Below are 13,398 nucleotides of genomic sequence, written 5' to 3'. Positions count from 1 at the left end.
CCGCAGTGCGCTTTGACGTCAGCATCCGAGGCAAGAGCCCAGTGCGTTAGCAGCGCACGCTGGGATCTGTGCGGGGGGCGGCCCGAGTCGATGAGGCGAAGGGCCGTCCCTACCGCGACCGGATTCTACTCCTCCCCAACCAAAGCGCCGTAAGAAGCTGTCGAATGTCATGGCAGGTTGGGCGGGGTCAGCCATGCGGCCTCCCAGATTTCATGTGACGGTCATGGGGACCAAAGTGGGATAGGCTAGGCCATGGGCTGGAGACTTCAGGATGTTGGGGTGCTGTGTGCTATAGGGAGCATCCTGGCGTGCTCGAGTCCCAACCCCAACCTGCGCGCGACCCGCCTGCCGGACGGAAGCATTGAGGTAAAGGGGCCACTGGCGGGCCCCTTCCCAACGCTGGAGGCACTGGCCATGAACGCGTGTGCAATCGTGACCAGTCAACCCGGCGCGTCAAGCGGTGTATATGGGTTTGAGTATTGCGCCCTGAACTACTACTCACCCCGGGAGAAGGCGTACTTCCTCAGCTACCTCTCCGATTTCAAGAACAGGCCAGACACGACTACCAAGACCTGTGCGCTCCCCAATTTGCTGGATGACCCTGGCCATAGAGACGCAATCATCGTCGGCGGTTCTCATGGACATCCCCACAACCGACGCTTTTCCAGATCTGACTTGAGCATCTGGTCGAACTGGAATCCCACTCGTTTCAAGGGCAAAACCACCGAGCAAATATGGGATCGCCATCTCATGCTTTTCTACCGCGAGAGGACCGGCGAATGCAGAACCTACCTGTACAACCAGTCAACGCGAATTGTTTATGCTCTGCGCAATGACAAATGGGTCGCTATCGGCAAAGCCTACAATGACATGGGGGATATCCAGATGCTCGAAGGCCAGGATTGGCTGCCTTGAGCAGGGGTATCACAGCAAGGAGTGCGGAAGCGAATCGCAATCGCAGGGCCTACTGGCAACCTCCCACCGAGGCGAAGCGACATGAGGCTTCTTCTTCCTTCTCTACTCTGTTGCGCCAGTCTGCTGGCGGGCTGCTCTTTCTTTGGGTACTACAAACAGGAGAAGCCAATCTGGGCCCCCCCTGAAGAGGGCGCCAAGGTTCAGTTCTTGAACTCATTGGAGGGAGGATCCCGGCTGACGGGGCCCATGATGGCCGCCTTGAAGGTAGCCATGGATGACTACCTTCCTCCCAGCGTCGGGGCTGAGGACCAGAAGTATCCGGCTGGCAAGTGCTTGGTCCAATGGAAGTACATCAACGTCTCGGTCTTCCAGGCCAGCGATGATCTCTTCTTCGTTCTCTTCATTCCGGATCTCTCCCATTGCGGGCCCGGGTTCATCGAACTGGACGCGGGCGCTGAGTACGCCATTGATGGTAAGGGGCGCATTCTCGCCAAGCAGTGACCCGTTTGTTTTCGTGGCCAACCCTGCCCAGGTGGGGTGGGCTGCTAGTTTCAAGCTTGGGCCGTGGGGACCTGATTCCCAGAGCGGAACTCGGCGGCACAGTCTAGGAGCCGGTGGATGGCGGCCTCGTGATCGCCGGAGGCTGTCTGGAGGAAGGCGTCCTCCCAAGTATGTCCCGGGGGAACGCGGCCGGTGTCCTGAAGCCAGCGCTCGAAGCGCACGTACTCCTCGTCCTTCAGTCCTGCCAGGGAGAGGCACAAGCGGTAACCGTCGATGTACCCAGCCATGCGCTCCACGCGCGCCTCGCCGATGTACATGAGGATGCGGCCCACGCGGCGGATCTCCAGCAACTCGTCCAGGGTGGGCACGGGAGGTTGGGTGGGCCGCATTGCCGACGGTCTGCCCAGCCGACTTCGCTCCTCGGTGTTCAAGGGCATGGCCGCGAGTTCCGCGGGGGACAGGCTGCGGAACTCGGCCACGTAGTCGAGGTACTTGCGGACCGCGCGGGGGTGATCGCCATCAAACTCCCGCAGGTAGGCCTCTGCCCAACCTTCAGCGGGCCACGCCTTCTTCACATCACGCAGCCAGAGGCCAAACAGGTGGTCCTGACCTTCATCCATGCCGAGGTGATACATACACTGCCAGTACCCGCCCGTGAAACACCTGAGCCGTCCCGCGTTCGGGATACCAATATACAAATAGGGCGGTGACTGGCGTGTCTGCATGTCGCTCCGGACCTGGAGGAGCGCTTCGACAAGGGTCGGTGGAGTCTTTGCCGCTGACAGTGATTGTTTCTGGCTCATGGCGACTCCACGACCTCCTCGACAATGGGCTTGAGGGCGCCGAGTCGGCTCATATAGTCGGCCCAGGGGAGACCCGCGGCACCGGTATAGGCGTCGTAGGCACGGCCATTCATGCGGACCAGGACGTGGAGCCCCGCGTTCGAGACATGTGCGTCCTTGCCATTCGCCAGTCGAAAAACGATGTCGAAATTGACCCGCTCGTTTGCAACCCGAGTCGTGAGTTTGACGTACTCTGGCGTGCCACCCAACCGGGTGAATACGGCATGGATGCTCCGAGCCACACCCTGGCACGCGCCTGGCGCCTGTTTGCTCGCGTCAAAGGCGGCCTTGAACCCGGTAAGCCACAGCGGCGCCTTGAGCCCCGTGGCAACCTCATAGGCCTGGATTGCTTCCGCCAGTTCTCCGCGCGCGAGATGCGCCAGCACCTTCGCTCGTGCCGAGTCTGTGATGCCCTGCACCTGCGACGCAGTGATGGCTGGCACCGATCCGTGAGCCCACTGTGGGCCCATCATGCACAGCAGCAGGAACCACCCCAGTATGTGCGGACGGAGCATTCCTGCGGATGCTAGCACTCAGCACACAAAGCCCCTACGACGTGCCAAGCCGCGTCAAAACCGGGAGACTTGACCTTGGGAGAGTCCCTCGCTTCAAAGTCGGGCCGCCAAAAACAAACGGGCCCGGGAACAAGTCCCAGGCCCATGCAGCGGAGGTGATGGGCCACTGCCCTCACCTCCCACCCACTCTCTGCTCAGACGCAGCTACTGCGACACGGTGAAGACCAGGTCATCGTGGTCATCGAACCCGCCCGTGCCGCACGCACCCGCGCTACCTCCATACCGGAAGCGCGCCCGCACCGCCTGCTGCGCACCGGCCGGCAGCGTGAACGTCGTCGACAGGATCTGCGCTCCCGACTTCGTCGGCGTCATCGTGCTCAACAGCGTCCACTGCGGACTGTTCGCGGTCGCCGTGCTGTACAGCTCCAGCCTGTCCGAGGTGTACGTGGAGAACGCCCACACCGTGGCCTCCACCTTCACCTGCTTGCCGGCCTTGAACGGCGTGCCGTCCACCGTGGACACCCGGAGCCGATCCACCGACTCGTCCGAGTGGTACACGCCCGTCGCCCCGTCCGAGCACGAGCCGTTGATCGTGTTCGCCTTGTTCGGCTCCGGCCCCAGGTTCGCCCGCCCGTTGAGCAGCACTCCCGAGTCGCACACCGCATTCGCGCTGCCGCACTTCGGTGCCTTCAACGCCGTGTCATACGTCGCCGTCGTGCTCGCGTTGCTCACTGTCACCGGGACGCTCGAGCTCGTGCCCACGTTGCCCGCCGCGTCGTAGGCCTTCACCACCAACGAGCGGCTGCCATTGCCCCCTGCCACCGTGTCCCACGCGTAGCTGTACGGCGCCGACGTGTCCGTGCCCTTCAGCACCCCGTTCACCCAGAACTCCACCCGCTTCACCGCCACGTCGTCCGCCGCGTTGGCCGTGATCGTCGCCGTCCCCGTCACCGTCGCCCCCACCGCCGGCGCAGTGATGAGCGCCATCGGCGGCGTGTTATCCCCTGCGGCCCCCGCAACCTCGCCCTTGGCCAGCTCCGCCATGAACGCCCCCGCAAGCTTCGAGAACTTCACCGCGTGCGTCGCCGTGCCCCCACTCTGAGCCAGCGTGTCCTCCGTCGTGTGGATGGTCGGGTTGTCCTGGTTCATCAACGCCTCGAACGGCAGCGAGGACGCAAAGCCGTTGTCCGTCCACGACACGTGGTCCGAGCACCCATAGCCGCACGCCGTGCTCGCCCACGTCCCAATCGTGTACGTGTCGATCAGGTTCGTCACGAACGCCGTCTGCGCCGCGTTCACGTGGTCCGTCAGCACGCCGAAGTCCACGCTCGAGCCATGGTAGTTCGTCATGTCCAACTGCAGCACTCCCACCACGTTCACCGCACTCGACTTGTACGACTCGGCGATCTCCTTGGAGCCCTTCAGCCCCACCTCCTCGGCCGCGTAGCCCATGAACCGCACCGTGCGCGCCGGCCGGTAGCCCGTCTGCATCGCCACCCGGATCACCTCCGTGAGCGACGCAATCCCCGACGCATCGTCATCCGCGCCCGGCGCCCGGCCGCTGCTCGGGCTGCTCCCGTTGATGGAGTCCAGGTGGCCGCCCAGCACCACCACCTCGTTGGGCAGCGTGGTGCCCGGGATGCTCAGGATGACGGACGGCTGGCTCCAGTTCGGGTGCGGGAACAGCGACACCGTCACGTCCGAGCGTCCCATCGCCACCGCCAGGCTCTCCCAGTGGGACTTCAGCCAGTTGGCCGCCTCCACACCTGTCGATGCCGTGTAGTAGCGGTTGTTGAAGTTCGACAGCGTGGTGATGGTGCTGCGGACGTTCGACTCCTGCATCTCGCCCAGTAGCACGCCCACCGTGGCCGCGTTGTCGATCGTATAGGTGACCAGGTTCTTCACCGGCACCTGGGTGCCCGCCTTCTCCTGCGCCTGCGTCGCCTCCTGCTCCGAGTCATGGGCAATGAAGCCGGCACACCGGTTGTACCGCTCGTGCATCACCCGGCCGATGACCGGCAGCAGGGACTCGCTCACCTTCAGCGCCACCACGCCGTTCTTCTCCACCAGCGGTGAGGGGGGCTCCTGCCAGCCCGCGCCGCGCAGCGCCTCCAGCACCGGCTCCAGGGTGTCCGCTCCGAGGGTGATCCATTGCTCGCGGTCCACGGCCGCCTGCTGCGCGATGGCGGGGACGGGCGTCGCAGCGTGCGCCAGCACCGGGGCAGCGCCCCAGAGCCACAGCGCCGCGGGCGCCAGATGCTTCATAGCCATGATTGCTCCTTCAGTGATGAGAGACCTCTGTCTCGGGCAACCCGAGAGGCCGTCGGCACTCTAGCGCGCGGGCCATGCGCTCCGCTCGGGCGGGAGGCCAGGAAAGAGAAGGGCCCCACACCGGACCGCGTGGCGCGGTGCGGTGGGGGCCCCGAGGAGGACCGCCGCGCTACGAGCTACAGGCGCGCGTCCGTCTCGAACTTCGGGATGGGGAAGTACTCAGGTACGTCTACTCCCAACACCGGGACCAGCTGGTCCAGCCTGTTGTAGTGGCGCATGTCAATCCACCGGTGTCCGCCCTCGAACAGCAGGGAGTAGCGCTTCTGCTTGAGCAGCTCGTCCAGGATGTTGGTGGAATCCAGGTCCGTGCGCGGCGCCAGCCCGCCCGAGGTGGTGCGGATGAAGTTGATGTCGTCCGCCGCGGCGGTGATGTTGGCGGGGGCGCCCAGTCCGATGTTCGCCTCGGCCCGCAGGAGGATGAGCTCCTCGTTGCGGATCACGGGCACCGGCGTGTCCTGGTTCTCATACAGAGCGAAGGCCAGGTCCGTCGTCACCGTGATACCGGCCGCCTCGTCCTTGAAGATGACCACCGCTTCATCCAGCGGCTTCGTCTTGCGGGTCACCCGATCATCGATCGTCGTACCGTCCGCTTTGCGGTCGGCGTCAGTGACGATCGCCTTGTTGGCGTAGAGCTTGTTGTTCCTGAGGCCGTTGGTCAGGTCTCCAGGTCCCGTGCCGAAGGAGTGGTACACCCCCAGCGTCAGCGGCTTCGTGGTGTCCAGGAAGGACTCCTGCAGCGCCGTCAGGGCCTCGCTGAAGTGGTTGCGGTACACCTGCACCCGCGCCAGGAGGGCCCGGTTGACGCGTATGAAGTTGGCCGGCGTCATGTCGATCTTCGGATTGTCGAAGTCCACGTAGCCGTTGCTGAGAGGGAAGGGGAACGCGTCTCCGCCCTTCTTCAGGTGCTCCTTCGCCTCGTCGAGCAGCTGGACGATATGGTCGAAGACCGCCTCTCTGCTCTCGATGGGCCCCAGCGGATCATTGATGCCCCCACCCACGTTGATGGGCGCCGTCTCACGGGTGTTGATGATGATCAGGAAGTCCAGCGCCTGGATCGTCTTGGCGAAACCCTGGATGGCCTCCTTCTCGGTGTCCGACATGCCGTTCACGTTCTGGAGCGCAATCAGCAGCGTGTTGGTGTTGCGGATGTTGGTATACGGGTTGGCCCAGTTGCTGCCACCGAAGGCAGGGCTGCCGGAATCCAGCGGGCCCTTCAGCATCTCGCTGACGTAGCGCGGGTCCGCCGGATCCAGGGTGAACGACTCGCGACCGAGGATGCCCAGCTGGGAGATGTAGCCAGTCTGGGCGCTGATTCCCGCGCGGTTGCCGATGAGCAGCCCCGTCGAGGCCGCGTAGATGGCGCTCGGCGTGGGCGTCTGCTCGAACGCATCCTGGGCGGGGTTGTTGAGATCCTCGACCTGGAGGCTGCAAGCCCCGAGGCCCAGGGTGGTGGCGCACAGCGCCACGAGCACCTGCTTCTTCATCATTCGAGTCCTCATGGCGTTAGAACCCCACATCGATGGACGTCCAGAAGCTGCGGCTGGGCGGGAAGGGGCCTACGTCGATGTTGCGGGCGATGGGCTGGTTGCCGAAGTTGCTGACCTCCGGATCCAGGCCCGAGTAACTGGTGAAGGTGAGCAGGTTGCGGCCGCTGACGCTCAGCCGCGCAGACTTCACCTTGGGGATGCGGTGCACGAAGGAGTCCGGCAGTTGGTAGCTGAACGTCACCTCGCGCAGCTTCACGAAGGTGGCGTCCTCGATGTAGGCCTCGATGCTGCCGTCCCGGTTCCAGGAGTCGAACCGCTCCTTGCCGCCCGAGTTCCAGTCCGGCGAGTTGGCCGTGGCGTCGAAGAGCAGGCGCGTCAGGTTGATGATGTCGCTGCCCTGCTGCCAGTCCACGAGGAACGAGAGGCTGAAGGCGTTGTAGCGGAAGGTGTTGGAGAAGCCCACGCGGAAGTCCGGCTCCGTGTCGCCCAGCTTCTTCTCCACGATGTTGCCGTTGGCATCCAGCGCGTTGCCGACGATCTGCGTGGCGGACTGGCCCTTCTGGATGCGGAAGGCGCCCAGGCTGGTGCCGAAACCGCCCGCGAGGAAGGACGTCACCGGCAGATCCGTCACCTTGCTGCGGTTGAGGGCGAAGGTGGTGTTGGACGTCCACTCGAACTGCTCGTTGGAGACGGGCTTGACCTGGAGCATCAGCTCCACGCCGCGGTTCCGCAGCGCGCCGCCGTTGATGTAGTGCGTGCCGTAGCCCGTCGAGGGCGCCGGCACGGACCTGAGGAGCAGATCGCTGATGCTGCGCTGGTAGACGGTGAACTCCGTCAGCAGGTCGCCATCGAAGAAGGTGGCGTCCAGGCCCAGCTCCACCTCGCGCTGCCGCTCGGGCCTGATGTTCTTGTCGCCCGCGACGGCGGTGCTGATGAGGCCCGAGTTGCCGTCGATGTTGTTCTTCGCCGACAGCTCGGTGAACTTCTGGCCGTAGAGTGGCTGGTTGCCCGTCTCGCCGTAGGCCAGGCGCACCTTGAACTCATCCACCGCCGGGTGGAACGAGGGGATGCGGTAGGCGGTGGCCAGCTTCGGGTAGAAGTACAGCTTGTTCGGGTCTCCGTTGTTGCTGCTCTGCTCGCCGCGCAGCGCGCCGATGAGCGTGAGCCGCTCCTCCAGCGTGATGAACTCCTCCTGGACGTAGTAGCCGCGGTCGCGCACCAGCTGCAGGGCCTGCCGCAGGTTGACGTTGCTGCCCACGTCCACGTTGGGCTGACCGGCCGACAGCTTCTGGCTCACGATGTACACCGAGTCCAGCGAGCGCTCCTCGAGCTGCATACCCGCGGAGGTGTTGGAGCTCAGGCCCGCGCCCTGCGGGCGGTAGGTGTACACCGCGTTGAGGCCGCCGTTCAGGTTGCGCGACTGCGTGGTGCCGTAGAGCGAGGTGCCCAGCGTGCCGTCCGCGGACGACTCGAAGTACAGCTCGGGCGGGAAGAACAGGGTGTTCTCCTGCTGGAAGCGATCCAGGCCGAAGTTACCCAGGAAGCGCAGCTCGCTGTCCGCATCCTTGTACGCGTTGACGGTGAGGTCCGTGGAGGCGATGACGCGCCACACGTCCTCGTCGTTCTTCATCAGCGCGGCCGTCTGCAGCGGGTTGGAGCCGTTGCTGGCGTAGACGTTCTTCGGGAAGACGCCCTTCGTGTCCGGCTCCAGGTTCAAGAAGCTGGGCGTGGGCGTGAGCGCCATGTAGTAGGTGATGCCCGTGTTGTCGTTGTTCGTGATGCCGCGCTGGCCGAGCGAGTGAACGACGTTGGCCGAGGCGTTCACGTCCACCAGCTCGCCGAACTTCTGCCCCAGGTTGAGGCGGAAGGACTGCTTCTCGTAGCCGGTGTTGGCGATGATGCCCTCGTCGTTCTTGATCTGGGCCGAGCCGAAGTAGCGCGTGTCGCCGGAGGCGCCGCTCACGCTGGCCACCGTCTCCGTGGACAAATCATGCCGGCCGGCCAGCTGCTGCTCGTGGTCGTACGTCTTGCCCGTCCAGTTCTCCCCGTTCTCGCCGAAGAGCGCGACGGCCAGGTTCCTGTTGTAGGCGTACGTCTCGTCCTTGGAGAACGTGCGCGTGCCCAGCTTGTTGGACAGCGAGTAGACGCCGAAGCGCTGCGAGACGTCCACGCGCGGCTCCTGCCCGGCGCGGCCCCGCTTGGTGTTGATGATGACGACGCCGTTGCTGGCCTTGGAGCCGTAGATGGCGGCGGCGGAGGCACCCTTGAGGATTTCGATGCTCTCGATGTCGTTGGGGTTGAGGTCCGCGATGCGGTTGACCTGGTTGTCCTGGGTGGGGTCCGGGTTGGAGCCACCGGTGGACTTGGTCACCGCGAACACGCCCGAGGCCACCGCCACGTCGCTGACGAGCACGCCGTCAATCACGTACAGCGGCGCGGACTGGCCGTAGATGGTGGACACGCCGCGCATGCGCAGCTGGAGACCGCCGCCCGGGGCGCCGGAGTTGGACTGGATGTTGGCGCCGGCAACCTTGCCTTGGAGCGCCTGATCCACCGTGGCGGCGGGAGCTCGGGTGACTTCGTCGGCCTTCACGGTGGCCACGGAGTTGGCCAGGTTCTTACGGGCCACCTCGGAGGCGCGGCCGACGACGACCATCTCCTCGGTAAAGCTGGGCTCCAGGGGGACGTTGACGCTCTGCTGGGTGGGGGGCACCAGCACGTCGCGCTGCTTGTAATCCTGGCTGGAGATGTCGAGGACCACCGCCTCCTGGGGAATCTCCAGGGTGAAGTAACCCTTGAGGTCCGTCTCCACGCCCTTCGTGGTGCCCTTGATGATGACGCGCACCAGGGGGACGGCCTCACCGGACGTCTTGTCATACGTCCGGCCGCGGAGCATGCGCATGCCGGGGGCGGCCTTGCCGGTGGCCGCGGCGGGCGGCGGCGGGGTGGCCGGAGACGCTGGCGCCTCGGACGTGGTGGGCGGGGGGGGAGCGGCCTCGGTGGGCGCCGCGGCGGCGGGAGCCTCAGGGGCGGGCGCGGTGGCGGCAGGCGTCTGCGGGGCCTGAGCCGGTGCACTCGAGTCCTGAGCCTGGGCTTCGGATGCGAGGAGCGCGAGAGCGCACCCCGAAATCAACACCCGTCTCATCATTCGGTGTCTACCTCGTCACGGATTGGATGGTCGAACGCTCCCCCGGAAGGTTGGAGCGTTCAGGATTGAATCGTCCGTGGATAAGACGCGCGGAGTCAATGTTCCTGGACCGAAAAAACCACCCTCCACGGTGGTCCGGGGGAGAGACCACTCAAGTGGGATCGTTGGGAGGCCGAAGGTTCTTCAGGGATTCCGGGGTGGCGTGGTTCAGCGCGGAGCGGCGAGCAGGTCCGCCGTCACCTCGGCCACGGAGGAGGCTCCCGCCAGCGCCATCACGTGCGCGGTGTCCTCTTGGAGCTCCGCGAGGACGCGCTGAACTCCCGTGGCGCCCTCGGTGGCGAGCCCCCAGAGGATGGGCCGACCCACGAGGACGGCTCGGGCCCCGAGCGCCAGGGCACGCATCACGTCTTGGCCGCTGCGCACGCCTCCGTCCACCAGGACTTCGCCTCGTCCGGCGAGGGCCTGCACCACCTCGGGTAGGGCCTCGGCGGAGGCCACCGCGCCATCGAGCTGCCGGCCGCCATGGTTGGAGACGACCACCCCTGCGGCCCCCGCCTCCACGCAGCGCACGGCGTCGTCCGCGCGCAGTACGCCCTTCACCAGCACGGGCAGTCCGGAGTGCTCCTTCAGCCAGCCGATGTCATCGAAGGTGACGTCCGGGGCCTGCTCGGCCAGGGAGACGTCCGTGAGCCGCTCGAGGTTGACGCGGAAGTCCTCGTCCGGGATGGCGAGGCTGCTCCGATCGCGGCGCTTGCGTCCCACATACGGGGTGTCCCCCGTGAGCACCAGTGCCCGAGCCCCCGCCGCCGAGGCTCGCTGGACGAGCTCCCGGGTGAGGGCGCGGTCGCGGAGCACGTAGACCTGGAACCACCACGGGCCGGCCACTGCGGCAACGGACTCGATGCGGGTGGATGCGCGGGTGGAGAGCACGAGCAGGCTGCCGGCGGCGGCGGTGCCCTCGGCGGTGGCGAGTTCGCCTGTGGGGTGGGCCAGCCGGTGGAAGGCGGTAGGCGCCACGAGCACGGGAGCCGCCACGCGGGTGCCGAGCACGGTAGTGGCTGTGTCCACGCGGCTGACGTCGCGGAGGATGTGGGGGCGCAGCCTCACCGCGCTCCAGGCTCGAGTGTTGGCGGAGAGCGTCTCATGGTCTCCAGCGCCACCAGCGTAGTAGTCGAACACGGCCTGGGGGAGCACGGCTCGGGCCCGCTCTTCGAGCACGGCATAGGGCGTCATGTCCCCGAGCTTGGCACAGCTCCGTCAGGCGGAAGCGCGTTTCGCGGGGCGCTCTTCCTCCTCGAGCCGGGAGGGAGGGTGGATGCGGAGGGGCTGTCGCGAGCGGAGCGTGAGTCCCGCGTGGGCCAGTCGCTCCAGCCATTCCCTGGCCGAGGTCTCCGAGAGTCCATGGAGGATCAGCTCATAGGTGCGGACGGCTCCTGGGGCGGGGGGAAGGGAGCGTGCGAAGACGCAGGAACTGCTGCCAGGGTGGCCGGCCAGATAGTTGTAGTGGCCGTTGACAGCCCACTCGACGGTCCACACCGTGGAGTCTTCCGGTGGGAGCACGGCCATCTGTTCGGCGGGCCCCAGCTCGAAGCGGCACTCCCGGACGAGATCCGCGCGCGAGCGATGGACCTCATAGAGTTCCCGTCCGGGCCCGCCTCGGCGGGCCACGAGCAGACCATGAACGTCACCCTCGTCCAGGAGCCGATCCCGTTTCGGAGCATCGGGGAGGGGTTGGTAGGGGGTGTCGAGTGCGCCCGGGTACACGTCGGCGAGCCGGGGCAGGGGGGCACCGGGTTGCAGTTCACAGAGCCACCGCTCCGAGGAGCTTAGGGCGCGGAGAGGAACAGGGCCCAGGAAGGTGACGGGCAATGGCCGCCCCTCACCCGAGACACTCAGGGCGAAGGAGAACGGGTGGGGAGCGAGGCCCGTGAGCAGCACCTCGACACCCGGGACGATGTTGGCATGGCGGACGATGCTGACGGTGGGCCTGCGGCTGGAGAACTTGCGCCACTTCTTGGGCACGGTGGGGGGCCAGCACCACTCCAGCTCAGGGGACCAGAACTTCTGGATGATCTCCTCGATGAGGGTCCAGGTCTCGCTCTCGGCGTCGGTGCGGAAGGAGGTGAGCCCGAGCTTCATGCCGGAGCAGCGCAGGGACCAGCCATCGGGGGACTTCACGTGGAGCCGAGGCTCGGTGCTGGGAGCGAGGGGGCGGAACAGGCGAACTTCCCAGCCGTGCAGCCTCCAGGTGGAGACTTCCCACTCCATGGGGGGCACAGAGGAAGAGCGCTCGGACCTGGAGTGCATGGAAACGTTTCGCAGGGAAGAGGACTCACCGAACTCGCGCAGAAAGAACTCCACGAATGCGGGCACGTCGGCGAGCGGGAGCACGTCCGGAAGTGGGGCCATGGTCTCCATCCTTCAGCAACGCGCGAAGCGTACCGAGGAGGGCTGACACGGGCTGATCCCGGAGGCACTCGTTACTAGCCCTGCCCCTTCCAGACGAGCTGGATGCCTTGTTCGCGGTTGAGGACGCGCGTTCCAGGGGGACGTCCTTCGATTTCCAGTAGACCTTCAGCCTCCCAGGTCTTGAGCCACTTCCGCAGGTCCTGCTCCCACACCATTGGCGCCCTCAACACACGAGCCCAAGCATCATCGTATCGTGCCCGCTTCTGCTTCTTGAGCCAGGTACGTGTGAACTCCCTGCAGAGGCTTAGGTACCGCTCCCGCAGAGACTCATAATGGGTGGAGTCGTGGAGCACTTCGCTTGTGAAGAGCTCATCCTGTCCCGAAGCGCGCTCGCGCTTTCGCTGCTGAGCCTCCGCTCGAGCTTTCTCCATCGCTGCCATTGCAAGCCGCTCAATTTCCTTGAAGACCTCGACTCCAGCGGGGTTTCGAGTGGCGTAGATGAGGTGGAAGTGGGTTCGAGCTCTTTCGGGATGGAGGACCATGGCGCAGCAGACGTATTTGAAGTCGCCAGCTTTTTGCAGGCTTCGCATGTAAAAGCCGATGGCGGCATCCTGGCGGTCTTGTGCCTGCTTTCCTCGGAGTTCATCGAGGAAGTCTCCCGAGCCGAAGAGCGCCTGGAACGACTCTCGGGTTTCCTCCAGCGTCACGAACCGTTCGATGTGACCGGTCATGAAGTTGATGAGCACTTCGCCCGGACGCAGTTGAAGCAATGGCCGGATCGTGTCCATCGCGAAGCCCGTCCACCCCGTGGGATCAATGAAGATGAAGGGGAACGAGTCTGAGCCACCTTGATGGACGAATTCGAGGATGCTCGGGATCGAGTCCTCCAAGGTGCTGTTTCTGGGAACGACCAAGGCATCTTGGGTGGAGTGGGCAAATTCCTCAAGGCGGGCGAAGGCCTTGCGGTTCCTTTCAATGAAGAAGCAGCGGATCTGTAAATCGCGGCCTCGCTTCTTGAGGGTCGCGCGGGCTTTGCGCAGCTCAACCAGAGCGATGGCGAAGGAGCTATCCTCCAACTTCTCGGACTTCAGATTCCATGGGCCGGAGAAGCAGTCCACATACGTGATGCTCGTCCACTTGCTTCCTACTTTGTACGCGAAGCGCTCAAGGTACTTCCGCAGGATGAAGTGTTTGACCAGCGTCTGCTCGCGTCCCTCATAGAGGGCCCCCCTTTGCGAGTGATCGTCCAT

10 protein-coding genes are annotated in these 13,398 nt (G+C 65.2%); 2 read left to right on the top strand and 8 right to left on the bottom strand.

Going from position 1 to position 13,398, the window contains the following annotated elements:
* The first annotated feature begins 252 nt into the window (after positions 1-252).
* Entirely contained in the window at positions 253-915 is a 663-nt protein-coding gene (locus KY501_RS35360; protein ID WP_224368151.1) for a hypothetical protein, read from the top strand.
* Positions 916-996: 81 nt separating this feature from the next.
* Complete coding sequence (locus KY501_RS35355; RefSeq protein WP_224368149.1) at positions 997-1,416, top strand: hypothetical protein; 420 nt, start codon at positions 997-999, stop codon at positions 1,414-1,416.
* Positions 1,417-1,466: 50 nt separating this feature from the next.
* On the opposite strand, the gene KY501_RS35350 is transcribed toward KY501_RS35355, so the two are convergent.
* From KY501_RS35350 to tcmP, 8 genes are all read right to left on the bottom strand, one after another.
* Positions 1,467-2,219 (bottom strand): hypothetical protein, encoded by a 753-nt coding sequence (locus KY501_RS35350; protein WP_224368147.1) that lies wholly within the window; start codon positions 2,217-2,219, stop codon positions 1,467-1,469.
* Complete coding sequence (locus KY501_RS35345; protein ID WP_224368145.1) at positions 2,216-2,773, bottom strand: hypothetical protein; 558 nt, start codon at positions 2,771-2,773, stop codon at positions 2,216-2,218. Before KY501_RS35345 ends, KY501_RS35350 begins: the two co-directional genes overlap by 4 nt.
* A 204-nt stretch (positions 2,774-2,977) precedes the next feature.
* Positions 2,978-5,044 (bottom strand): M20/M25/M40 family metallo-hydrolase, encoded by a 2,067-nt coding sequence (locus KY501_RS35340; protein ID WP_224368143.1) that lies wholly within the window; start codon positions 5,042-5,044, stop codon positions 2,978-2,980.
* A gap of 176 nt (positions 5,045-5,220) precedes the next feature.
* Entirely contained in the window at positions 5,221-6,591 is a 1,371-nt protein-coding gene (locus tag KY501_RS35335) for a RagB/SusD family nutrient uptake outer membrane protein (RefSeq protein ID WP_224368141.1), read from the bottom strand.
* Between the two features lie 16 nt (positions 6,592-6,607).
* Positions 6,608-9,739 carry a SusC/RagA family TonB-linked outer membrane protein gene (locus KY501_RS35330; protein ID WP_224368140.1) on the bottom strand — a complete coding sequence of 1,044 codons (3,132 nt, stop codon included), beginning with the start codon at positions 9,737-9,739 and terminating at the stop codon, positions 6,608-6,610.
* 207 nt (positions 9,740-9,946) lie between these two features.
* Entirely contained in the window at positions 9,947-10,972 is a 1,026-nt protein-coding gene (locus KY501_RS35325) for an alpha-hydroxy acid oxidase (protein WP_224368139.1), read from the bottom strand.
* 24 nt (positions 10,973-10,996) lie between these two features.
* Positions 10,997-12,148: a hypothetical protein gene (locus tag KY501_RS35320; RefSeq protein WP_224368138.1), complete on the bottom strand. Its 1,152-nt coding sequence runs from the start codon at positions 12,146-12,148 to the stop codon at positions 10,997-10,999.
* Between the two features lie 74 nt (positions 12,149-12,222).
* Positions 12,223-13,398: a three-Cys-motif partner protein TcmP gene (gene tcmP, locus KY501_RS35315; RefSeq protein ID WP_224368137.1), complete on the bottom strand. Its 1,176-nt coding sequence runs from the start codon at positions 13,396-13,398 to the stop codon at positions 12,223-12,225.

The sequence above is a fragment of the Hyalangium versicolor genome (assembly GCF_020103695.1).
GTDB classification, from domain to species: Bacteria; Myxococcota; Myxococcia; order Myxococcales; family Myxococcaceae; genus Hyalangium; species Hyalangium versicolor.
Note: the sequence above shows the minus strand (reverse complement) of the source record. Positions and strands in the feature narration are given on the sequence as shown.

Excerpts from the sequence above, each read along its gene's own strand:
- KY501_RS35355 (WP_224368149.1), top strand. The coding sequence starts at position 997 with ATGAGGCTTCTTCTTCCTTCTCTACTCTGTTGCGCCAGTCTGCTGGCG.
- KY501_RS35340 (WP_224368143.1), bottom strand. The coding sequence starts at position 5,044 with ATGGCTATGAAGCATCTGGCGCCCGCGGCGCTGTGGCTCTGGGGCGCT.
- KY501_RS35360 (WP_224368151.1), top strand. The coding sequence starts at position 253 with ATGGGCTGGAGACTTCAGGATGTTGGGGTGCTGTGTGCTATAGGGAGC.
- KY501_RS35330 (WP_224368140.1), bottom strand. The coding sequence starts at position 9,739 with ATGATGAGACGGGTGTTGATTTCGGGGTGCGCTCTCGCGCTCCTCGCA.
- KY501_RS35350 (WP_224368147.1), bottom strand. The coding sequence starts at position 2,219 with ATGAGCCAGAAACAATCACTGTCAGCGGCAAAGACTCCACCGACCCTT.
- tcmP (WP_224368137.1), bottom strand. The coding sequence starts at position 13,398 with ATGGACGATCACTCGCAAAGGGGGGCCCTCTATGAGGGACGCGAGCAG.
- KY501_RS35335 (WP_224368141.1), bottom strand. The coding sequence starts at position 6,591 with ATGATGAAGAAGCAGGTGCTCGTGGCGCTGTGCGCCACCACCCTGGGC.
- KY501_RS35325 (WP_224368139.1), bottom strand. The coding sequence starts at position 10,972 with ATGACGCCCTATGCCGTGCTCGAAGAGCGGGCCCGAGCCGTGCTCCCC.
- KY501_RS35320 (WP_224368138.1), bottom strand. The coding sequence starts at position 12,148 with ATGGCCCCACTTCCGGACGTGCTCCCGCTCGCCGACGTGCCCGCATTC.
- KY501_RS35345 (WP_224368145.1), bottom strand. The coding sequence starts at position 2,773 with ATGCTCCGTCCGCACATACTGGGGTGGTTCCTGCTGCTGTGCATGATG.